The 22,664-nt window shown below is 61.8% G+C and carries 18 protein-coding genes and 2 tRNA genes; 2 read left to right on the top strand and 18 right to left on the bottom strand.

Annotation, left to right across the window (positions count from 1 at the left end):
• Positions 1–3 precede the first annotated feature (3 nt).
• From AB0O52_RS03070 to AB0O52_RS03055, 4 genes are all read right to left on the bottom strand, one after another.
• On the bottom strand, positions 4–783 hold the full coding sequence (locus tag AB0O52_RS03070) for a PIG-L deacetylase family protein (RefSeq protein ID WP_364533156.1): 780 nt from the start codon (positions 781–783) through the stop codon (positions 4–6).
• A 5-nt stretch (positions 784–788) separates the two neighbouring features.
• On the bottom strand, positions 789–1,742 hold the full coding sequence (locus AB0O52_RS03065; RefSeq protein ID WP_364533153.1) for an electron transfer flavoprotein subunit alpha/FixB family protein: 954 nt from the start codon (positions 1,740–1,742) through the stop codon (positions 789–791).
• 14 nt (positions 1,743–1,756) lie between these two features.
• Positions 1,757–2,557: an electron transfer flavoprotein subunit beta/FixA family protein gene (locus AB0O52_RS03060; protein ID WP_364533150.1), complete on the bottom strand. Its 801-nt coding sequence runs from the start codon at positions 2,555–2,557 to the stop codon at positions 1,757–1,759.
• Positions 2,558–2,848: 291 nt separating this feature from the next.
• A complete protein-coding gene (locus tag AB0O52_RS03055; protein ID WP_364533147.1) occupies positions 2,849–4,513 on the bottom strand; it encodes a trypsin-like peptidase domain-containing protein in 1,665 nt (554 codons plus the stop codon).
• A 343-nt stretch (positions 4,514–4,856) separates the two neighbouring features.
• Between AB0O52_RS03055 and AB0O52_RS03050 the strand changes: the two genes are divergently transcribed.
• Positions 4,857–6,953, top strand: coding sequence for a TPM domain-containing protein (locus AB0O52_RS03050; protein ID WP_364533144.1), 2,097 nt, complete (start codon positions 4,857–4,859; stop codon positions 6,951–6,953).
• A gap of 99 nt (positions 6,954–7,052) precedes the next feature.
• Complete coding sequence (locus AB0O52_RS03045) at positions 7,053–7,841, top strand: PspA/IM30 family protein (protein ID WP_364533141.1); 789 nt, start codon at positions 7,053–7,055, stop codon at positions 7,839–7,841.
• 60 nt (positions 7,842–7,901) lie between these two features.
• On the opposite strand, the gene AB0O52_RS03040 is transcribed toward AB0O52_RS03045, so the two are convergent.
• From AB0O52_RS03040 to AB0O52_RS02975, 14 genes are all read right to left on the bottom strand, one after another.
• Positions 7,902–9,038: an acyl-CoA dehydrogenase family protein gene (locus AB0O52_RS03040; RefSeq protein WP_364533138.1), complete on the bottom strand. Its 1,137-nt coding sequence runs from the start codon at positions 9,036–9,038 to the stop codon at positions 7,902–7,904.
• 65 nt (positions 9,039–9,103) lie between these two features.
• Positions 9,104–10,036 carry a hypothetical protein gene (locus AB0O52_RS03035; RefSeq protein WP_364533135.1) on the bottom strand — a complete coding sequence of 311 codons (933 nt, stop codon included), beginning with the start codon at positions 10,034–10,036 and terminating at the stop codon, positions 9,104–9,106.
• A 90-nt stretch (positions 10,037–10,126) separates the two neighbouring features.
• Positions 10,127–11,098 (bottom strand): electron transfer flavoprotein subunit alpha/FixB family protein, encoded by a 972-nt coding sequence (locus tag AB0O52_RS03030; protein WP_364533132.1) that lies wholly within the window; start codon positions 11,096–11,098, stop codon positions 10,127–10,129.
• 12 nt (positions 11,099–11,110) lie between these two features.
• The gene (locus AB0O52_RS03025; protein ID WP_364533129.1) at positions 11,111–11,878 is read right to left on the bottom strand and encodes an electron transfer flavoprotein subunit beta/FixA family protein; all 768 of its coding nucleotides are present in this window, start codon (positions 11,876–11,878) and stop codon (positions 11,111–11,113) included.
• 188 nt (positions 11,879–12,066) lie between these two features.
• Complete coding sequence (locus tag AB0O52_RS03020; protein ID WP_364533126.1) at positions 12,067–12,438, bottom strand: VOC family protein; 372 nt, start codon at positions 12,436–12,438, stop codon at positions 12,067–12,069.
• Between the two features lie 183 nt (positions 12,439–12,621).
• A complete protein-coding gene (locus AB0O52_RS03015) occupies positions 12,622–12,915 on the bottom strand; it encodes a hypothetical protein (RefSeq protein WP_364533123.1) in 294 nt (97 codons plus the stop codon).
• Between the two features lie 558 nt (positions 12,916–13,473).
• A tRNA-Met gene (locus tag AB0O52_RS03010) sits at positions 13,474–13,550 on the bottom strand.
• 956 nt (positions 13,551–14,506) lie between these two features.
• On the bottom strand, positions 14,507–14,872 hold the full coding sequence (locus AB0O52_RS03005; RefSeq protein WP_364533120.1) for a hypothetical protein: 366 nt from the start codon (positions 14,870–14,872) through the stop codon (positions 14,507–14,509).
• 29 nt (positions 14,873–14,901) lie between these two features.
• Entirely contained in the window at positions 14,902–15,648 is a 747-nt protein-coding gene (locus tag AB0O52_RS03000) for a hypothetical protein (RefSeq protein ID WP_364533118.1), read from the bottom strand.
• Complete coding sequence (locus tag AB0O52_RS02995; RefSeq protein ID WP_364533115.1) at positions 15,645–16,565, bottom strand: ATP-binding cassette domain-containing protein; 921 nt, start codon at positions 16,563–16,565, stop codon at positions 15,645–15,647. Before AB0O52_RS02995 ends, AB0O52_RS03000 begins: the two co-directional genes overlap by 4 nt.
• Positions 16,562–17,362, bottom strand: coding sequence for a CPBP family intramembrane glutamic endopeptidase (locus tag AB0O52_RS02990; RefSeq protein WP_364533112.1), 801 nt, complete (start codon positions 17,360–17,362; stop codon positions 16,562–16,564). Before AB0O52_RS02990 ends, AB0O52_RS02995 begins: the two co-directional genes overlap by 4 nt.
• A gap of 13 nt (positions 17,363–17,375) precedes the next feature.
• Positions 17,376–17,849, bottom strand: a complete 474-nt coding sequence (locus tag AB0O52_RS02985) for a hypothetical protein (protein WP_364533109.1) — start codon at positions 17,847–17,849, stop codon at positions 17,376–17,378.
• A 1,512-nt stretch (positions 17,850–19,361) separates the two neighbouring features.
• Positions 19,362–19,438: transfer RNA gene (locus tag AB0O52_RS02980), tRNA-Met, on the bottom strand.
• Between the two features lie 203 nt (positions 19,439–19,641).
• Positions 19,642–22,632 carry a UPF0182 family protein gene (locus AB0O52_RS02975; RefSeq protein ID WP_364533106.1) on the bottom strand — a complete coding sequence of 997 codons (2,991 nt, stop codon included), beginning with the start codon at positions 22,630–22,632 and terminating at the stop codon, positions 19,642–19,644.
• Between the last annotated feature and the right edge of the window lie 32 nt (positions 22,633–22,664).

Below are 22,664 nucleotides of genomic sequence, written 5' to 3'. Positions count from 1 at the left end.
ATTTCAGAAACCGGCGATGGTTTGGGAACCGTTGACTTCCACCACATGGAACGCCTCGGCGCTGCGCCCTTCCGGCATGCCGGCGCGCAAGGCATTATGCCGGAGCATGCCTCGGACAGCCCGTTCCATGCCCTCCAGATCGGGGTGCTGGCTGGCGTGGATCCGGATGGCGGCCAGCTTCGCGTCGATGTGCTCGGTGACATCCACGAAATAGTTCTCACGGGTTTCAGGACCGGCGAAGAGCCACAGCCAGGGGAGTTTGAAGGCCTCCAGGCCGGCTTCCGCAAGTTCCGGGTAGGCGAAGGGGTTCTCCACCGCCGGGTACACCGCCCGGGTCACGATCTCCCCCACTGCGAGGTGGTCGGGATGGCTTTTCTGGATCCTGTCCCAGGTGCGTTCCGGATGCATGGCAAGGACGATGTCGGGGCGGATTTCGCGGATGAGTCTCACCACTTGCTTGATGACCCCATGCGTCGGTTCCAGGTAGCCATCGCGCTCATGGAGGTAGTGCACATCGGTGACGCCGACGAGGGCAGCGGCTTGTCTCTGCTCCTCTGCGCGCATGGAAATGATCTCTTCGCGGTGGGCAGGATCGAAACCTCCGGCGTCGCCGTCGGTCATGACGCAGTAGCTGACATCGACGCCGGCAGCGGTCCAAGCGGCGATGGTGCCGGCCGCGCCGAAGTCGATGTCGTCCGGATGGGCGGTAAAACAAAGCACCCGCTCAACGCGCTCCCTGGAGGCGTTGAACGGGCTCTTTGCCGACGTATCGTCAGAAGACAAAGGGATCAGCCTTTCCGCTTTTTGATCTCTTCGGTGGCTTGCGGAACAACCTTGAAGAGGTCGCCGATGATGCCGAAGTCCGCGATTTCGAAGATCGGCGATTCAGCATCCTTGTTGATCGCCACGATGACCTTGGAGGTCTGCATGCCGGCCTTCTGCTGGATCGCTCCGGAGATGCCCGCCGAAATGTAGAGCTGCGGGGACACGGTCTTGCCCGTCTGGCCGACCTGGTAGTCGTGGCCGATCCAGCCTGCATCCGTGGCGGCACGGGAAGCTCCGAGTGCACCGCCGAGCGCGTCGGCCAGTTCTTCCAAAGGACCGAAGTCGCCGTCGACGCCGCGTCCGCCGGCAACCACGATCCGGGCTTCGGTGAGCTCCGGACGGCCGCTGGCCGGCTTTTCCGCACGCCCGGTGACCCGTGCGGCATTCGCCGTGGCATCGGCCGGGACCTCGATAGTCACGGTTTCGGGTGTACTTGCCGTGGCCGGGGCCTCGACGTCGACGCTGTTCGGCTTGACCGTGAGGACGGAGACGGCGGTGCGCGCCTTGGCCGTGGTGGTGTAGGAGCCCGCCAGGACCGACTTGTGGGCCGTGCCGTCGGCGTCGACGCCCACAACATCGGTGATGACGCCGGCGTTGAGCTTCACGCCAAGACGGGCCGCGATTTCCTTGCCGTCGGCCGTGTTTTCCAGCAGGACGGTCTGGGCTCCGGAGGCTGCAACTGCAGCGGCAAGATATGCCGCTTTCGGCGCAACCAGGAAGTCGTCCAGGTCCGTGGCGGACGGGCGGTAAAGAACCGAGGCTCCTTGTGCACCCAGGGCGGCCGCGACGTCGTCGTGCAGTTCGCCGTTGAAGGCGACCACCGCTTCCCCGAGGGAACGCGCGATCGTCAGGAGCTCCAGGCTGCTCTTCTTGAGCGCTGCGCCCGGGTTGTCAATGAATACAAGTGCTTTTGCCATGTGTCGGAATCCTCTTAGAGCAGCTTCTGGGCGGCCAGGAACTCAACCAGCTTGATGCCGGCGTCGCCTTCGTCGGTGATGATGGTGCCGGCAGTGCGCGGTGGCCGCGCTTCAGCGGTCTCGACGGCGGTCAGCGAACCCGCGGCGCCCACCTGCGCGGCATCGACGCCGATGTCGGCCAGTGTAAGAGCCGTGATTTTCTTCTTCTTGGCTGCAAGGATGCCCTTGAAGTTGGGGTATCGCGGCTCGTTGATCTGGTCCGTCACGGAGACCAGCGCCGGCAAGGTTGCCTCCACAGTGTCCGCGTGGGCGTCACCGTCACGGCGCGCGACGACGCGTTCGCCATTGACCTCCAGGGAGGAAGCAAAAGTGACCTGCGGGAGTCCGAGCCGCTCTGCGAGCTGGGCCGGAACCAAGGACGTTTCGCCGTCCGTCGAGGCCATGCCCGTCAGGACGAGGTCCACGGGCGAGTCGGCGCCGAGATACCGGATCGCCGCGGCAAGGGCCAACGAGGTGGCGGCGGCGTCGGAACCGGCCAAGGCGTCGTCGCTCAAATGCGCACCCGAGGAGGCACCGATCTGCAAGGACTTCTTGACGGCGTTCACGGCACCGGCGGGACCCATGCTCAAGGCGATGACCTCGTTGCCCGCCTTGGCACCCCCGCGGGCTTCGCTGAGCTGCAGCGCGGCTTCGAGCGCGTACTCGTCCAGTTCGGACAGAATGCTCTCGTCGCGGTCCATGGTGTTGCCTGGGCCGGTGAGGTGTCGGTCGAACTGCGCGTCCGGGACGTGCTTGACCAGAACAACAATCTTCAATGTATCTCCCACTGTGTTCGAGGCAGCCTTCCATACTCGGGGATGGCCAGCAACTAGGCGCGTGGCCAAGAGTGCCCTGCGTACGGGCTCGTCCTAGCTAAGCATATTGCGGGACAAGTCGGACAACGCCGCGTACCCGCATTAACTCCTGTTTCGTGGATCGCTCCCGCTTACGGCAGCAAGAGCACACGACGACGGCGGGCCGCACCGCTTGAGGTGCCGCCCGCCGTCGTCGACTGCTAGTCCCAGTCCCGCTGGGATCCGCCGGAATCCGCTGCTACGGTGCAGCTGTCACGGAGCTGCGTCCAAGGTCACATCGAGTTCCTGCGACTGGCCGCCGCGCTGGATGGTCACCTTGACCGTTGCACCTGCCGGCTGCTCACGGACCGCCGCGGTAAGCTGCTCGGGATCGGTGATGTCCTTGCCGGCGAACTTCGTCACGACGTCGCCCACCTTGACTCCGGCCTTTTCAGCGGCGGAGCCCGCGGTCACGGCCGCAACCTGCGCGCCCACCGAGAACCCTGAATTGCTTCCCGTGGCCGACTTCGGCTGGACGCTGACGCCGAACTGCCCATGCGTGGCCTTGCCGTTCTTGATGAGTTCCTGCGCGATACGCTTCGCGTTGTTGATGGGGATGCTGAAGCCCACACCAATATTGCCGCTCGACGAAGACGAGGAATTGCTGCTGCCGGCGGAAGCGATCGCCACGTTGACGCCGATGATCTCGCCCTTGGTGTTGACAAGCGCTCCACCGGAGTTGCCCGGGTTGATCGGTGCGTCGGTCTGGATCACGTTGAGCGAAACAGTGCCCTGGCCGGCACTGCTCTGGCTCTGGCCGCCGCCTGGAGGGGCGAACTGGAATCCCCCCTGGCCGCCGTTTTGCGAATTGTCGGAGCCGCCGTTGGGAACGGCCGAGGACGCCACGCTGATAGTGCGGTTGAGCGTGGACACGATGCCGTCGGTGACCGTGCCCGGCAGGCCGAGCGGAGCGCCGATGGCGATTGCGTTGTCTCCGACGTTGATCTTGCTGGAGTCGCCCAGGGTGGCCGGCACGAGGCCGGAGGCGTTGTCCACCTTGATGATGGCGAGGTCCGAAAGCGGGTCCGTACCCACTACCGTCGCCTTCAGGACGCGTCCGTCGCTCAGCCGCACTTCAATCGCGGCGTTGGCGCTGGCACCGTCCAGGGTCACCACGTGGGTGTTGGTCAGGATGTGGCCCTGGTCGTCGAGGATGATGCCCGAACCGGTGCCGCCCTGGCTTCCGCTCGAGGCCATGATGGTCACGACGCTCGGCGACGCCTTGGCCGCCGCTGCGGTGATGGCGTTGACGTTGTCCGTGTTGTTGACAATCACGGTTCCCGTCTGGCTGCTGCCGGCCGCCGCCGGGGTCCGGGTGTTCAACAACTGATCACTGGCGGCCACCACCCCTCCGCCTACGAGACCGGCTGCCAGGATGCAGGCCACCAGGGTCCCGACGCCGAAGACCGGCTTGCGCTTCGGGCTCGCCGCCGGGCCGCCCGGGTGGGCCGGGAATTGCTGCGTGGGATAGTGCTGCGCAGGGTTCGGTCCGCCATAGAAAGGCTGGTGTTGCGGGTACGGGTGTTGCGGTCCAGCGCTGTGCTGGGGAGCACCGTGTTGGGGCGATCCGTTCTGAGGAGCGTTGTGCGGGCCCTGGATCTGCTCGGTGGCGTTCTCAGCCCGGCCATGGGCCCAGGCCGCCGGAGCCTGTGCTGTGTGGTCCGGCTGCGCGGGGTATTCGGGCTTCGCTGTGTGTTCGGGCTTCGCTGTGTGATCGGGCTGCGCAGTGAAATCCTGACCCGGCTGGTATGCCGGCAGCGGGGTCGTAGGCTGGGAATTGGCTTGCTTGTCCGCCTCCGCCCGGCCGGTGCCCTCAGGACCATGGTTCTCAGGGCCATTGTTCTCAGGCGCGGCGCCCTGTGCTGGGTTCTCCGTCATGGGACTTCCTTTCTTCCTCGTCCCCTTAACTATCGTCGCTCTTGCTGGATCAAGGGTCGACGTTCGCTGGGAGCTTGCTGAACGCGTCGTCGGGAACGGTCCTGCGCCCTCGAACTACCCTCGAACGGCACCGGCTAGACCCCTCAACGCAGGAGAAGGGCGGATTTCTCCCCGTTTCGCTGGCGGCATATTTACCGCTGTGAACGCCCCAAAAGGTGCACCATAGTATCAAGTGGAATTGCCACAGCGACCCTCCGCTTGACAACCAGGCGTGGGGGCGCTGATGCATTCTGTTTCGATTGTTCCGGCCTGGACCAGTCGCAGACGTGCTGAAGGGTTGCACATGCGGTCAATGTTGAAACGTGTACTCGCCGTCATCGGCCTGGCCGGAATGCTGGTCCTCCCGGCCACCGCAGCCTGGGCCGCCGACCCGGTGACCATCCCGTCCGGCCAGAACATCGTGGACAACGCGAATCTTCTGGGCAACCGCAAGGGCGAAGTCCAGGACGCCATCCAGAAGCTCCTGAAAGACCACAAATACAACTTGTACGTGGTCACGGTGAATTCCTTCGAAAACCCATCATCGCCAGAAGCCTGGGCCACGGCAGTCGCCACCAAGAAGGGCATGGGCCGGTCGGACGTCATTCTGACCTTCTCCGCGGCCGGTCAGTACTATTTCGCACCCAACTCTGCCAGTGCGATCTACCCCAAAAAGTCGACCATTTCGTCCAATGCCATCACGGCCAACCTCGGCGCAGGCAAGCGGGACGTTGCCCAGGCAGCCATTGACACGGCGGCCGCCATCGGCGATGCCGCCAGCGGAGGCAGCGGCACGGTTCCGAGCGGCAACTCGGGTGCAGTCGTTTTGATCGGGGCGGGCGTGGTTGCGGCCGGTGGTGTCGGCACATACCTGTACTTCCGCAACCGACGCAAGAAGAGCCAGGCCTCCAGCGCCAGCTACGGCCCGCAAGGGGAACAGCTCGATCCCCTGGCCTCGCTGAGTGTCGCGGACTTGCGGCGCAAAGCCGGCTCCCTGCTCATCGAAGCGGATGACACCATCAAGTCCAGCGAGCAGGAGCTCGGCTTCGCCCAGGCGCAATACGGCGATGCCGCCGTCGGGAACTTCACCAAGGCTCTGCTGGAAGCCAAGAACCACATGACCGAATCCTTCAAACTGCAGCAACAGCTCGATGACCATATTCCGGACACCGAAGAGCAGCAGCGCAGTTGGCTTGGCGAAATCATCCGACGCTCGGAGGCCGCCCTGCAGTCGCTGCGCGAACAGAAGGCCGATTTCGATTCCCTCCGCGAGCTTGAGAAGAACGCGCCGCAGGCTCTGGCCACTGTTGCCGCCGGCGCCAACGAAGCCGAGGCAAGGATCAGCAGCGCGGAGCAATCGCTCAACGCCCTGCGCGAGAAGTACGCAGACAGCGCACTTGGCCACGTGAGCGACAACATCACCCAGGCCAAGGACCGGCTCGCCTTCGTTCAAAACGCAACAACGACGGCACAGGAAAAACTCGCCGCGGGTGAGAGCAGCCTTGCCGCAGTCGCAGTCCGCGCCGCGGAAGAGGGCCTGCACCAGACCAACGTGTTGATAGACGCAATCTCCAAGGTAGCGGGCAGCCTCGACGAAGCCCGGAACTCGCTGGAGGGTGCCGTGGTGGACACCAGCCAGGACCTCGCGCAGGCCAAGGCGATGATCCAGTCCGGCGAGCACCCGGAGCTGGCTGGCCCGGTCGCCGGAGTCGAAGCCGCACTCGCGCAAGTCAAGATTGAAATCCAGGGCGGTAAGATCGATCCCCTTGCCACTTTGGACCGCGTGGAGAAAGCCCACCAGGCCTTGGACCAGTCCCTCTCGGGAATCCGTGACCAGCAGGAACAAGCAAGACGCGCACAGGCCGCGCTCCAGCAGACCATCATGGCCGCCCAGTCCCAGATCAGCGCCACCTCGGACTACATCGCGGCCCGACGCGGCGGCGTGGGCACGGAGGCGCGTACCCGCCTGGCCGAAGCCCAACGGAACCTCGACTACGCCCTCTCCATTTCCCGCAATGACCCGGTCACCGCACTGACGTACGCCCAGCAGGCCCAGGCGCTCGCTGCACAGGCCGCGCAACTGGCACAGTCCGACGTCGACCAGTTCGGCGGCTTCGCCAACCAAGGCTACGGCCGTGGCGGCATGTTCGGTGGTGGAGGGAACGGCGGCGGCCTCGGCGGAGCGATCCTCGGAGGCATCCTCATCAACTCCATCCTGCACGGCGGAGGCGGCGGATGGGGCGGTGGAGACAACGACGGCGGAGGCGGCGGCTTCTTCGGCGGCGACGGCGGTGGGGGCGGCGGCTTCTTCGGCGGCGACGGCGGAGGCGGCGGCTTCTTCGGCGGCGACGGCGGTGGAGGCGGCGGTGACTTCGGCGGCGGCGACTCCGGCAGTTTCTAGCTCCAAAGACTAGGCGGGGGCCGGTCCCCCGCGTAGGGCGATACAAAAACTGATCACTGGATTCAGTGGGCACCACTGAGCAGGACGAAAGGCAACACCATGGTTAAGCAGTCCATTTTCGGGCGGATCGCACAGCTCGCCAAGGCGAATATCAATGCCTTGCTCGACCAGGCTGAGGACCCGCAGAAGATGCTGGACCAGATGGTCCGCGACTACTCGAACAACATCGCCGAGGCCGAGTCCGCCGTGGCGCAGACCATCGGAAACCTCCGCATGCTGCAGGCCGACTACAACGAAGACCTTAAGAACGCCCAGGATTGGGGCAACAAGGCCCTCGCAGCCTCCCGCAAGGCCGACGAGTACCGCGCAGCCGGCAACGCGGCCGACGCCGTGAAGTTCGACAACCTTGCCAAGGTGGCCATCCAGCGCCAGATGTCCGCCGAGAACGAAGCCAAGGCCGCCGAGCCCAACATCGCTTCCCAGTCCGAGGTCGTGGACAAGCTCAAGAGCGGTCTCGACCAGATGAAGGGCAAGCTCAACGAGCTCACGAGCAAGCGCAATGAGCTGGTTGCCCGCTCCAAGACGGTTGCTGCCCAGACCCAGGTGCACGACGCCCTCAAGAGCATCGACATCATGGACCCCACCAGCGAGGTGGGCCGCTTCGAAGAGAAGATCCGCCGCGAAGAGGCCAAAGTGCTCGGCCAGCAGGAACTTGCAGCGTCCAGCCTAGACGCACAGTTCAACCAGCTTGAGGACCTCGGAGAGCAGACGGAAATCGAGGCCCGGCTGGCGGCGTTGAAGTCGGGCGGCTCGAAGGCTGCGATCGGAGCCGGCGCCACCGCACCGGCAGATGACACAGTGGACGAAGCCGACTTCGACAAGCTCTAATCCCTACGACGAAGGGCCGGACCTCCCGTGAGTTCCGGCCCTTCGTGCTTCCCGCGTGCTTTATGCCCCTACAGCGAGCCGTCCAACGATGAGTCTCATGATTTCGTTGCTGCCTTCCAGGATCTGGTGGACGCGCAGGTCCCTGGCAATCTTCTCGAGGCCGTATTCCGACAAGTATCCGTAACCGCCATGCAGTTGGATGGCTTTGTTTGCCACGTTGAAACCAGCGTCCGTAGCGACGCGTTTCGCCATTGCGCACAACCTCACGGTGTCCGGGGCGCCACGATCCAAAGCGTCGGCGGCCCGGAGGATCAAAGTCCTGGCAGTTTCGAGTTCCGTATCCATGTCGGCAATATCGAACAGCAGGGACTGCTGGTTGATGAGCGGGCCACCAAAAGCCGAGCGAGACTTGAGGTACGCGATGGACTTCTCCAGGGCCGCCTGACCGCCTCCCAGGGAACAAGCGCCCATATTGACCCGGCCCCCGTTGAGGCCCTTCATGGCGATGCCGAATCCGCTGCCTTCCTCGCCAAGCCGGTTCGCCACAGGGACCCGCACGTCCTCGAAGATGACCTGACGGGTGGGCTGGGCATTCCATCCCATCTTCTTCTCATTCAGGCCGAACGACAGGCCCGGCGCGTCCGCGGGCACAACGATTGCGGTGATGCCCTGGCTGCCCGTGTCCGCAGTCCGCGCCATGACCACATAGATGCTGGAAACTCCCGCACCCGAAATGAACTGTTTGGTGCCGTTAAGAACGTAACTGTCGCCGTCGAGCACTGCTTTGGTACTCAAAGCGGCGGCGTCCGAGCCGGCTCCCGGCTCCGTGAGGCAATAGCTGCCCAGTCCCTCCATGGAGGCAAGCTGCGGAACCCATTTGGCCCGCTGCTCATCGTTTCCGAAAGCGTCGATCATCCACACCACCATGTTGTGGATCGAGATGTAGGCCGCGATGGTGGGGTCTGCTTTGGACAGCTCTTCGAAGATCAGCGCCGCATCGGTGCGGGAAAGCCCCGAGCCGCCGAACTCTTCCCGGACATAGATGCCTCCCATGCCAAGGGTGCCCGCTTCGCGCAGGACATCCACCGGGAAATGCTTGGTCTCGTCCCATTCGGCGGCGTGCGGCGCAATGGCCGTTGTGGCGAAGTCGCGCACCATTTCCACCACCGCTTGCTGGTCCTCCGTGAGCTCAAACATTGGCACTCCTTTGCAGTTCTTCCCAGTTCTCCGGGTTGTCCGGTATTTCTGGCTATTCGGTGCGTTTACTTGCTGACTTTGCCCATCAGCGAAGCGACAGGGCGAAGGAACAGCGGCCTCGCGAGGAACCAGGCGCCCACAATCACCAGGAGGGACACGGCGAAAATACCGAAACCAACCCAGTTGATGTCGTCGCTGCCGCCATACATGTGGTTCAGGTTGCGCAGCGCCCCGGTGGCGAGGACCAGGGTGACGTGCACGATCGTGAACAGCACGAAGTACACCATCACCGGGAAATGTACTGCCCGGGCCAGTTCGATGGGATAGAGCTTATTCACCGTGCCGGCCTTCTTCGGCCATGCAGAGGACGTGCGCAGCCCGCTGATGATGGCAAGCGGAGCGGCGATGAAGACCGTGACGAAGTACGTCAGCAATTGCAGGGCGTTGTAGTTCACCCAGCCGTCCTCAGTGGGCCAGTTCAACGATGCGTACTGGAGGGCAGCGGAAACGGCGTTCGGGAAGACGTCCCAGCTGGTGGGGATGATCCGCATCCATTGCCCGGTGGCAAAGATCACGATGATGAAGACGATGCCGTTCAACACCCATAGGGCATCCAGGGTCAGATGGAACCACAGGTCCAGGCTGATCTTGGTCGGCGCATTCCTGGTCCGGATGAATCCTTGGTTGTTGCGGGTCCATTGGGCCGGCGGCCTCTTGGCCGTGCGGACCTGCCAACCCGAGCGGACGATGAGCACCATGAAGAAGACGTTCAGGAAGTGCTGCCATCCGAGCCATGCCGGGAAACCTACGGGAGCGTTCTCCGGGAGGCGGGACGCACCTGGGAAGTCGTGCAAGAAGGACTGCACACCCGACAGGCCCGTCAACCATTTGGCCAACAACACGATGAGCAAAAGTACGAGCAGCACCCCTGGAACCACCCAGAGGGGTTGGGACCATTTGCTCTTGGCTGCGGTCGACTTTTTGGCGGGGGTGGACATCTTCTCAGACACCTCTCGGAAGAACTTGCAATCGTCGGACGCATCAAGCTAACAGGCTTTGGACCGAAGCGGCCAAAGCCTGTTACGCCGTCAGTTGGAACGGGCTTTGACGGCCTCGATGAGTTTCGGAACCACCGTGAAGACATCGCCCACGATTCCGAAGTCGGCTACCTCAAAAATGGGCGCATCCTCGTCTTTGTTGATGGCCACAATGGTCTTGGCGGTCTGCATGCCGGCGCGGTGCTGGATGGCTCCGGATATTCCCAAAGCGATGTACAGCTGCGGGGACACGCTCACACCCGTCTGGCCTACCTGGGCCGTCTGGGCAATGTATCCGGCGTCGACGGCGGCGCGTGACGCACCGACCGCCGCGCCCAAGGTGTCGGCGAGCTGTTCGACCAGCACGAAGTTCTCGGACGAGCCCAAACCCCGTCCGCCTGAAACCACCGTCGCTGCAGTCCGAAGCTCGGGCCGGACCGAGACGGCGGCATCGTCGTTGAACTGGTCAATGACTGCCGCACCTTCTGTTGCAGCTTCCAGGGACGACGTCTGCAGTTCTGCAGTGGCTGCCGGAGCCTGGCCTTCGATCGCCCCCTGCCGGATGGTGAGGATGGGCAGCCCGCCTTCCACTACGGACTCGACGGTGTAGGCCCCGCCAAACACCGAATGCTGTGCAACAACGGTTCCGTTGTCGCTGCGCACCTGCACGACGTCGGCGAGCACGCTCCCGCCGACCCGCACAGCAAGCCGGGCGGCGGCTTCGCGGCCGTCCACCGAGTTCGCAGTGAGCACGGCAGCCGGCCCATATGCGTCGACGGCCCCGCCCAGGGCATCCACGGCAGGGGCCACCAAAACAGTGCCGGCGGCAGCTGTCACGGCCGAGTAGATCCTTGCCGCGCCCAGCTCACCCAGGCGCGCGACGTCGTCGTCCGCCAAGGGCGCAGGCGAGGCGACGACGGCGACCGGCGAGCCCAGCGTGGCTGCGGCAGCCAGCAGCCCGCGGGCGGAAGCGGCAATCTCGCCGCGGTGGGAAAGTTCAATGAGCACCAAGACGTTCGACATTTCTTTCCTCCCTCAGACCAGGCGGTTCGCAACGAGGAACTCGGCGAGCTCGTCGGCCGCGGTCCCGTCATCGATGAGTTTCCGGCCAGCCGCGCGCGGCGGCCGTTCAACGGTGGAGACCACCACGGTGCGGCTGTGGCCCACCGGGACTCCGAGTTCGGCGACAGACAACCTGGTGACGGGTTTGCGCTTGGCCGTCAGGATGCCCTTGAAGTTGGGAAAGCGGGCCTCGGGGAAACGTTCGGTCACGGTGAGGATGGCGGGCAGCCCGGCACGGACATTGAGAGTTCCGCCCTCGCCTTGGCGAACCCCGCGTACGCCGTCGTCGGCGATTTCCGCGGAGATCAATGAACCCAAAAGCGGCAGCTGGAGATGTTCGGCGACCATGGCGGGCACGACGCCGGCGCGGCCATCCGTCGATTCGTTGCCGGCTATCACCACGTCAAATCCGGTAGACCTCAAGGCCGCCGCCAGCGTTGCGGCCGTTCGGCCGGTGTCGGCGCCGTCGAGGGAATCATCCACAAGGTGAACCGCTGAATCGGCTCCCATGGAAAGGGCCTTGCGCAAGGACTGTGTGGCGTCATCAGGACCCATGGTCATTGCCACTACTTCGGTGCCTTTGTTGGCATCCTTGATGCGCAACGCGGCTTCGAGGGCGCGCTCGTTGATTTCATCGAGCACGGAGTCGGCGGCCTCACGGTCAAGCTGGCCCGTTGTCAGGTCAAGCTTCCGTTCCTCGGCCGTATCCGGCACTTGTTTGACGAGCACGACGATCTTCATTCAACAGCTCCCTCGATGCAAATGGCTGACGCTTGGAATCGAGAATACTAGGAACTCCTAGTATTTACCATGGAGCGAAGGAAGGAATGCTTGGAACTCCTAGTGATTCTTGCGGGAGGCGGGACTTCCGCGCAGGGGGCATGGCGATCCGGCCCGGCGACGGGTATCAGGCTTTCGAAGCGATCGATCTAGCCTTGGCGGATGCCGAGGGTGTTCCCGTCGGGATCACGGAACCAAGCGCCGCGGGCGGGGCCGAGCTGGGCGATGTGCCCTGTTGTGGCGAGGGGACCCTCCGTGTAGTCGAGGAACTCCACGCCCTTGGCGGCCAAGTCCTGGACGACCGCCTCGATGTCGTCCACTTCGAAGTGGGCAAGGGTGTGCTCGGTGGCAGTAGGCGGACGCTTGAAGACCGAGATCTCACTGACCGGTCCGCACCGGTACCGGACGCCGACCGGAGTTTCCCAGAGGAACGTCAACCCCAAGACACCGCCGTAGAATTCCTTCGCCCGCTCCAGATCCGTGACCGGAATTGTCGCCACGACCATCGTTGCATTGATCAAAGGGACCTCCTCAGGCCGGCCCATTCCGTCAGGAGGAACGGGCCATTCGGCCCAAGTGTCGTCCTCCACGAGCTGGACTGTCAACGCTAGAAGCGTTCGGATCGGTGCGGGTCATGTGGCCGGACCTTGCCTCAGCGCCGCGCGGAGCGTACGCCCATCGCCGTCATCGCGAAGCAAGGCCCACTAGTTATGTACTGAGGGTCCCGGGGATGCGTTGCTGCTTCGCGCGGCCACCACCGCGCTGACAAGCACCGACAACGCTATGACCACGACGATTCCTGCGAAGTTCGGCTGAAATTCCAAGGCCAGTGCCCCGTTTTCGGTTCCGGCAGTCGCGGTAAAAAGTCCCGGCAGGGTCGCCGGGGAGCCCGTCGAAATGGCGATCACGCTAGTGGCCACGAACAGAATGAACGCCAGGGCCAATCCAACGGCCACGCCGCCCAGGGCCGCACCAACAATTTTCGATGTCTTGTTCATCGAAGCTCCTCCTCAAGTGGGTCCACGCCGAGCGCAGCAGTGCCCGTCAAGGACAAAGACAACATCAAGTCACCAGGTGCGAACCTGATCCATTGCCGCCCAGGCGCCACGCTGCTGGCGGTACCCAAGAAACTAGCGCGATATTTCGCCTGTCAGGGGTCGGAGTGGTTAAAATCCGTACAGATTTGGCAAAAATCAGTGTATTTTCCGGCAATCTCAGTGTGGATCTCGGCACTTCTACGTGTGGAAAAACGTTTCACCCGGATTGGCGCGTATTGCCGTCTAGAACGGTGTACAAGACATTCCGCCGCCGCACGGCCTGGCGCTGGAACAGTGCCCCGCGGATCCCGGCGACCGGGGAGGTCCATGAGCAGATCCAGTTCGATCGTCACCGTCGAATTCTGCTGGATCACTCTCTTCGCCGACGTTGCCGGCGCCGTAATTCCGCGGGCCCGGAATTTGTCCATTCGAATGATTGAGCAGAATCCGGCATCCGAGCGAAGAAAACAGGGGTTAAACGAAAGAGTCCGCCCAGCTGGGCGGACTCTTTCGTTTACTTGGTTGCGGGGACAGGATTTGAACCTGTGACCTCTGGGTTATGAGCCCAGCGAGCTACCGAACTGCTCCACCCCGCGTCGCAGAATCAACTCTACCGCACATTCAGGGACGCCTCTGACCACTTGGGTGTGCCCTGCGGCACGTTGCGATCTGAAGGAGCCTTCGGCAGAAGTAACAGCCCCTGGGAGGGGCGATTCTCGCGGGGACTTGACGCCGTCCCGACCTCGTTTGCTTTGGGAAAGCGCTTGCGACACGGCGAGTCGCGTCATTTTGGCTCCGAGGCGGCTCAAAGAAGGTCAGGACGGAACCAACGCGTCCGTACCGGGGGCACGCTCTACCCACCCCCCACTCCCCCACCCGCAAATCGGTGGAAAAATCGAGTAGGTGCTTCGGGTTTTCCCGACCTACCTCTCACACCACCGTACGGGCGGGCCTCGCATACGGCGGTTCGCTAGGTCGTTTGAAAGCGATCCCATGCAGGGGGTAAGTGGATGATGCCTTGACCTTCCCAGTACTCAGTTGGACCGGCCCTGTGGAGGATGGTGTCGCGATCCGCCGGTAGGCTCGCCTGCTGGTACCCCATTGATGGGTCAGATCCGGTCTGGTCCCAAGGCTCAAGGCAGTTCTGGTTCGAGCGCTAAGTTTAGCCCTCGCGCGGGGATGCCAGCACAGGCGACCTCTTCACGGGCTGCTTGAAGCGAATCAGGCAGTAACTACAATGACACACGATGCCGGAATCGATCCGGAAAACTTCGCCTAACTTGCCTAGGCGCACGACACCCACCTCATCGGCTAATCCGCGAGGACGCGTGCCGTAAAGCAGCCGCAGGGGCAACCCAAGTAACCGCTGCCGGATCTCCCGAGAATTCAACTGAATCGATTGGACGAAAGCGTACTTTCGCAGAGTGGCCTGCGGCATTTTCGAGGAAGAGAAAGCCAAGCCAAGAGCCGCGGGTTAGTGCGACCAGCGCTACAGCGATCAGAACCCCAACGCCCCCAATTGCCCAGCATGATTTAGGCGACCAGCTTCGGGCTATTTGACGGGAACCCTGCGGTCTACGTAGTAGGCGGAGAACACGAGGGCCACCAGTCCAAGGAGAGCTGCGCCGTAGTAGAACAGGAGGCCAGGAATGCCCAGGTGAACGCTAAACATGCCGCTAAGGAGCAGCTGAACGCCAATGCAAAGCACCAAAAACACGGCGGCGACGTAACCGATCCGTGTGCCCCTGGAGATGCTGGTCCCGCGTGGGGTACGAGCCACAAAATCGGCAACGCTGAATCGATCACCTGCTGTCCGGCGTTGTTCCATCGCTTCGTCGAGGAGGCGCGGTATCTCGGTTTCTGCTACGCCCTTCTTCCTGAGGGCGTACACAATATCCTGCTTAAGGTTTAAATCCATTGTTTCACTCCGTTGTCAAGATCATGCGATTAAACTACATCCCGCGTTCGATTGCGCCAGACACCGATGACGCACGGCACAATGATCCAAATCGCTGCTGAGGAAATCGCCGCGATGGCGTTTCCTCCTTCAGTCAGAACGTTTGAAAGAGTGGCCGACTGCAGAAACGGTGTAGCGTTCCCCGCGAAAAGCCCGATCAGCGAGTCGAACACGAAGGATTGGAACAGGACGAAAACGATAGCTATTGGCGTGGAGAGAAGTGCCGATGCGACCGCCGCACCTGAAATAGTTCCAATCACGGTGACGCACGTGAGCAGCCATAGGCTCTTTGCGAGGTCACCTAGGACCATCTCGTATTCCGCAATCGCTGAGAAGCCCGCCGAGGCGACAAAAGCGACGGCGCAGACGAGCAGTATGATACCGAGGGCGAAGGTGGCCACCGCCAGATACTTCGCGAGGAGCAGCACGCCGCGCTTTGGCTGAAGGACAAAGAACTTGATTGCGTCACGGTGCTGCCAGTCAGAGGTAACCGCCAGAATTGAAATAATTGGCGCTCCAATTCCGGCCGGCAGCGCAAGCGCGGCAAGCATCATGGATACATTGATCGGCTCGCCGCGAGTGGCAGAGACGACGACGAAGACGGCGATCATGAGCATGCCAAGTAGCGCCATGGCGGAGAGGAGCCATCTCGAGCTGCGGGTATTCACCAGCTTCCGCATCTCGACATACATGGCGATTCCCACAGGGTTCGATGCGGGGTTGCTGAGACGGTTCATCGTTCATCCTTCACTGCCGGGACTGCCGCAAATTCAGGAGAAGTCAGTTCACTGTAGTAGCTCTCCAGGGATTCCGCCTGCTTTCGGTGTAGCAGGCTAACCTGCACGCCGTGCCTCCAGAGCATTTCGCCCACCTGCTCCGGCGATGATGCGACCTGGATGGGCTGAACACCCGCGCCGGCCCCGCCGACTATAACCAAGCCTTCAGCTTGGAGGATCCTTTGGATCTTCTGCCTTTCAGGACCATCTACCTCTGTCATATCCGTCCTACCGAGTTCGCGCATCGAGGAGTTGGAAATCACTTGGCCGCGATCGATGATCACCACTCTGTCAACGTACGACTCAAGCTCGTTCAGAAGGTGACTCGAAATGAGGACCGCTCCGCCACCAGCGACGAAAGCACGGATAGATGCCTTGAGCCAGCCCATTCCTTCAACGTCGAGACCGTTGGCCGGCTCGTCAAGAACCAGGTACCTCGGACTGCCGAGGAGGGCAATAGCGAGGCTGAGTCTCTGGCGCATACCAAGGGACAGGGATCCTACTTTTCGGCGCGCGGCTCCGGCCAGACCGACGGATTCCACAGCCGCGTCAACACGTTGGGACGGGAGTCCCATCATTATGGCAACGACACCAACAGTCTCACGGACTGACCGGCCGGGATGGTGGGCCGAGGGATCCAGCAGGAAGCCGATCTCCCGACCAGGGTTGGCAAGGTCCTGAAAGCGAGTTCCCGCAATGCTAATCGAGCCCCCGTCCAGTCGTGTGAGGCCGGCAATCATCCTTAGCGTCGTTGACTTGCCCGATCCGTTCGGGCCGATGAAGCCGGTAATCGTGCCCGATTCACAACTGAAGCTGATATTTTGGACAGCTAGCACATTACCGTAAGATTTAGAAACATTTTCCAGTCTCAGCGTCATATTCTTACACTTGTCCGTTCTGAGACAGTCCCCTTGATTTCATTGCTTAAAATCACTGTAAACACCAATCCGAATATCGCCAAGTCAATCGGAATATACAACCAAGCTTGGCTCTCGTTATAGAAAGGAGCCGCAACCGACATAGCGACGATATTAGCTATCAAATGGTACAGAATACTGAGCCACAATGACTGGGACTTAATCGCCAGCACCAAGGCAAAGAGCGAGAACAGGAACCGGTCTGCGAACATAGCGACAAATGGCGAAACATGAAGTGCTGCAAAAGACGCGGAGAAGACAACGGCGATACCGATTCGCCCGGCGCTTGACGTTCGGAAGCGTCTAAGAAGGATCAGAGGCAACCCGCGAAAGATCACCTCTTCCATCATGATCACTCCCGGCGCAATAATCGCGAGCCCCGTCCCGCTTCCACGAAGTGTGCTGAGCCAGAAGATCATGGCAGCACCAATCGCAACGAGCACCACGCAAGACTTCGCATGTTGTGAATCACCTTCGGCCGCCAGCCCCCGAACTCCAAACACGTTGAGGCTGAAGCGACAGTACACAACGGCGGCTATGGAGCAGCCAACCAGGACGATTGATAGCGGCGAGATGACCTGCGCGTCGATACCGACCGCCGCGAGCAGTTCGCACGAAAGGAGCAGGCCGACGAGCACCGCCCCGCTGAGCAACATCGCCCGGGTGATTGCATACGCGAAGAATCGTTTGATTTCCAGCCCCATTTCTAAACCCCAGAGAGAGGGTGGCTGGGTGATATTTATCAGCCCAGCCACCACCCCGTCATGCTAGCTACCAGCCAAAGAAGTAACGGCGCAGTTCAAGGAAGAAATCCCAAAGGGCTCCGCCAATGAACCAGTTGATGGTGTTGCGAATCCAAGCGGCCAAGCCATTCCACCAGTTGATGAAGGCGTTCCAGCCCCATTTGACGGCGTTGACCATTGCATTCCAGACGTACGGAGCAGCCCACCGAATCCAGTCAAGAACCGGCTTGATATTGATCCTCTTTTGAGCATCGGCCGCAGCCCCGTTGAGTGTGGCATTTGGTGGCACTGCCGACCCTGCCGACAGCACGGGCAGGGAGCTATTCTGCGCCGCAACAGCCGTCGTCGAGATACTGACTATCGACGACGCGGAAGTTGCACTCGAACCGGAAACACTCCGGACAGCGCCCGGCGCCGAAAGGAGAATAACCCCCGCCAGCGCCGCAGCGACACCCTTTTTACTCCAATCGAGCATGACATCCCGCGTATCACGTGAACTCATGATTTCCCCCTTTCACTTCACCCACACTGAGTGCAATGCCAACCTGAATGGGTGTTTTAGATTTAGTCAAATCAGTTTGGAATGGGCGTCCAGAGGCACGCCGTTGACCTAAACACTCCCTTGGCTCGCTTCAAGCAAACCCGTCTGGATGTGACGGGTTGGTCGATTTTCGGGCCCGTTCGTGCCGAGGAATCCGAAGACCTCTCCAGGTACCAGCTCGAACGAGATGTCCCGCACCGCTTGTACCATTCCGTAGTCCTTTACGAGCCCCTCGACCCTGCAGGTGAAATCCACGGATTTCAATGGTTCATTCATTATTGGGCAATAACGTTGAGAGTCTTTGCATCGGTTTCCTCCTATTTTCTTGGACTGGCTGAGGGGAAATCCAATGATGAAAGCTTGTTCCCCCGCCCAAGAAACTAGCGCAATATTTCGCCTCTCAGTGGTCGAAGTGGCCAAACTCCGTGCAGATTTGCCGAAAATCAGTGTGTTTTTCGGCAATCTCAGTGTGGATCTCGGCGCTTCTCCGTGTGAAAAAACGTTTCACCCGGATTGGCTCACATAGCCGTCTGAGACCGTGTCCAAGACCTCCCTGGGGAAGTGAGGGCGGCCGTCTCCGCTGCGCCTACCTCAGGACCGAGAGCGCGGCGAAAATGGGGGTTAGACGAAGGCACCGTCGGATTCTGCTGGATCATTCTCTTCGCCCGAGCTGCCGGTCTCGGGAGTCCGCGGGACCGCAATTTGTCCATTCGAATCCGATATCCGAGAGAAGACGATCCCGGGCAGGACATGACACGGCCCAGGAATTTACACACGTTTTGTCCTGCAACCCCTGCTTCACGACCGACGAGGGGTTATAGGACAAAACGTGTGTATTGGAGGGCTTGCTTCCCAGCGTTGGCGGGCGGATTTCGGGATGGCTATGCTTTGGAAGCTTAGGGTAGCTGGGGTGCTCGCAGCGGCATTGTAGGAGTGTTGGTCCGAAACCGCGGTGCAACGCTGCCTGGTCCATGTCCAGCGCAACGTCCGCACCTACCTGACCGGCCGCCCCAGGACCGAGGCGGGCAAGGCATTGCGGCGGCTGGGACGGGGCCTGACCAGGATTCACGCCCCGACGGAAGCGGCGGCCTGGCTGGCAGGGCTCCATGACTGGCACCAACAGCACGGGGACGCGTCGAAGCCCGCACCTACCGGAGCACGACCGCGAGCGAGTGGTACCTCTACCTGCACAGCGAACAGCCCTGCCGCCGGCCAAACTCATCGAAGCCCGCCACCACCGCCTGCCCAAGACCAAAGCCCCTACCCCAAGGAGCAGCACCCCGGCCCAGAGCTCTACAGCGCCGGGCTGAGCGCCGAGGAAGGCCTCTGGCACCGCGCAGGCTGGGCCGGAGAGGCACATGACACGCCCGGGATTTACACACGTTTTGTCCTATAACCCGGATTTACGCACGTTTTGTCCTGTAGCCCTTAAACGAAAGAGTCCGCCCTTATAGGCGGACTCTTTCGTTTATTTGGTTGCGGGGACAGGATTTGAACCTGTGACCTCTGGGTTATGAGCCCAGCGAGCTACCGAACTGCTCCACCCCGCGTCGCAAGAACTACTTTACCTGCAGGTGAATGTCAGGCCAAATCCAGACGACGTGACCTCCGTCTCCCCGGCCCCATCGGCGGAGCAACCCTGCAGACCGCCGGCCCAGACAGATCAAAAGGAAGACCGGGCCAGCCCTGGTCTGGGCTGGCCCGGTCTTGCAAAACAACCAGCTAAGCCGAAATCAGCCGGCTGGAGAATTGCCTATTTGCTCGGCGAGGGTGTCGGCGACGGGCTCACCGAGGGGGTGGCGCTTGCCGACGGAGCCGGGGTGACTCCAAGCCGGGACTCGGCGTCGAGCGCTTTCTGTATTGCAGCGGCAAGAATTTTCTGCTGGTCACCATAGCCCCCGAAGTCACCCTTGGCGAGGGCAGCCTGGCCATCCTGGATGGCCTTGTTGGCCTGGTCCAGTGCAGCCTTCAGCTGGGCCTGCGCATCCGCTGCGGCGGGTGGCGTAGTAGTCCCCGGCGGAGTGGGGGTCTGGCCGTTATTGGCCGAGTCTCCCGCCGAGGCCCCTGAGTCGCCCCCGAAGAGAATCTTCAACGCTGCGTCAAGCGTGGGGGCAAAGCCGACCTTGTCGCCAAAGGCCACGAGCACGCGCTGAAGCGTTGGATAGGACGTCTCACCCGTTGACTTCAGATAGACCGGTTGGACATAGAGCAGGCCTCCGCCCACCGGCAATGTCAGAAGGTTGCCGTTGAGCACATCGGATGCTCCCTGCCTGAGCAGGTTCAGTTCCCGCGACACCTCAGGATCGGAGTTGAACTTGTTCTGGGCCTGGCCGGGGCCTGGAACCTGGGTATCCGTTGGCAATTGAAGCAATCGCAACTGGCCATACGTGTCAGCCTTCACCCCCTTCTGGCTACCGGCGTCGGAATCGGCGGCGAGGAAGCCGTAGAGGATGTTCCGGGCGGCGCCGTTGACCACCTGCGGGATGAAGGACGACGTCAGCTGGAAGGCCGGCTTGGTCTGGTCGGGCATCTGCAGGGACATGTAGAACGGAGGCTGCCGGACGGGATCCGTGACCGTGGGGTCGTTCGGAACGCTCCATGCGTCGTTATTCTGGTAGAAGCTGTCCGCATTGGTCACGTGGTAACGCCCAAGCAACTCACGCTGGACCTTGAACAGGTCCTCCGGGTAGCGGACGTGGCTCATCAGCTGACCCGACATCTCCGAGTACGGCTTGACGGTGGTCGGGAAAATCTTCTCCCACGATTTCAGGATCGGGTCCTGGTCATCCCAGGCGTAGAGCGTGACCGAGCCGTCATAGGCGTCAACAGTGGCCTTGACCGAGTTCCTGATGTAGTTGACGGCGCTGTTCGGCAGGGCCGCCGTGCGCCCGGAGGTCGTCTGCGAATCGGCCGTAGCATTTCCCAGTTGCTGTTGCTGGGAGTAGGGGAAGTACTGGCTGGTGGTGTAACCGTCCACGATCCACTTCACACGGCCGTCGACCACTGCGGGATAGGCACTGCCGTCCACCGTCAGGTAGGGAGCAACCTTTTGCACGCGCTCACGCGGAGTGCGGTCGTAGAGGATCTGGGACTTCTCGTTGACGCCGTCAGACAGCAGCAGGTCCGAGGACTGGAACTTGATCGAGTACAGGAGGCGGTTGAACCAGTTGCCCACGTTGGGGCCACCGTTGCCGGTAAAGGTGTACTGCGTTTCCGTAGAAGTGTCCTTGCCGGCGGGTCGGTCCTGTTCGCGGTGCGGAGCGCCATCCGGGGCACCAACCACCGAGTAGTCCGGCGAATCTTCACCGAAGTAGATGCGGGGTTGGTAGTTCGCATCGCTGCCAAGGGTACCCATTGACGGGATTCCGGAGAGCAGGAAATCCGGCTTGCCATCAACCGTGAAGGTATTGCCCTTGGCGGCCACCACACCGTAACCGTGGGTGTAGACGATATGCCGGTTGACCCAGGTCTGCTGGCTGGCGTTCAGCCCGTCCTGGTTCAATTCGCGGACCGCGATCACGGTGTCCTGGGTCTTGCCGTCCACGGTGTAACGGTCGACGTTAAGGGCCTTGGGGAACTGGTAGTACGGACGGTACTGCTCCAGCTGGGAGAACGCCGAGGAAACCAGGTTCGGGTCCAACAGCCGGATGTTGGCCGCCGTCTGGGCGTCCTTGGCAAGAGCCCCGGTCTTGGCGTCCGTCGTGGCGTTGTAGGGAGAAACCTTGATCTTGTCCAAACCGTAGGCGGACCGGGTCATGGCAATGTTGCGGTCAATGTACTTGTTCTCCAGCGTCTGCTCCGAGGGCCGGACCTGGAACTGTTGGATGACCCAGGGATAGACGCCGCCCGCGAGGATGGACGTGATGATCAGCATGGCCGTGCCGATCACGGGCAAGCGCCAACGGCCAATCACGGCGGCCACAATGAAGAGGATAGCCACCAGACCCGCGGCAACGGCCAGGATGGTCTTCGTCGGGATCACGGCGTTGACGTCGGTGTAAAGGGCGCCTGCCCAGTGTCCGCCGTTGTTCTGGACGGTGCTGTAGACGTCAAGCCAGAAGTTGGCTCCGAGCAGGAGCAGGAAAATGGCCCCGGTCACGGCCAGGTGGATTTGGGCGGCACGGCTGGTGAAGATACCGCGTTCCATGAGCCGGATACTGCCATAAAGGTAGTGGGTAAGGATTCCCGCGATTCCGGCAATCACCACAACGCTCATAAGGAAACCCGTGACAAAGCCAAGGAACGGCAATGTCATGAGGTAGAAGCTGATGTCCAGGCCAAACTGGGGATCGGCCTGGCCGAACGGTACCTGGTTGAAGAACAAAAGCACCGCTTGCCACTGGCTCGCGGCCGCGCTGCCGGCGAAGAGGCCGAACAACACGGGGATGCCGATCATGACCACGCGTCGTACGGGTTCAAGTTGGGCCTGGTAACGGTTCAGGTTGTCCCTGGCCTCGGAGTCCGGGGCGTAGACGGGCCGTGCATGGTAGGCAACGCGGATTGCGTAGAAGACGGGCAGGAACATCAGGACGAAGCCCGCGAGGAAGATCAGGATCCGGGCAAGGTTTTCCTTGAAATAGACTTCGAAGAAGCCCAGCTGCTGATACCAGAGGACGTCTGTCCACACATTGGCGAAGAAAATAAATCCCACGACGGCGACGGCGACGATGATCAAAGTTGGAGTGAGTGCACCCCGTCTCCGCTGCGGTCTTCCGGGCGGGCTGGTGCTGGCTGGACGGGACAAACTCGATACCTCATCGCTGGTCGTCAGTTAAC

The sequence above is a fragment of the Arthrobacter sp. NPDC080073 genome, from assembly GCF_040686575.1.
GTDB lineage: Bacteria > Actinomycetota > Actinomycetes > Actinomycetales > Micrococcaceae > Arthrobacter.
The sequence above is the reverse complement of the archived record's forward strand: the minus strand, read 5'-3'. Positions and strand labels throughout refer to the sequence as shown.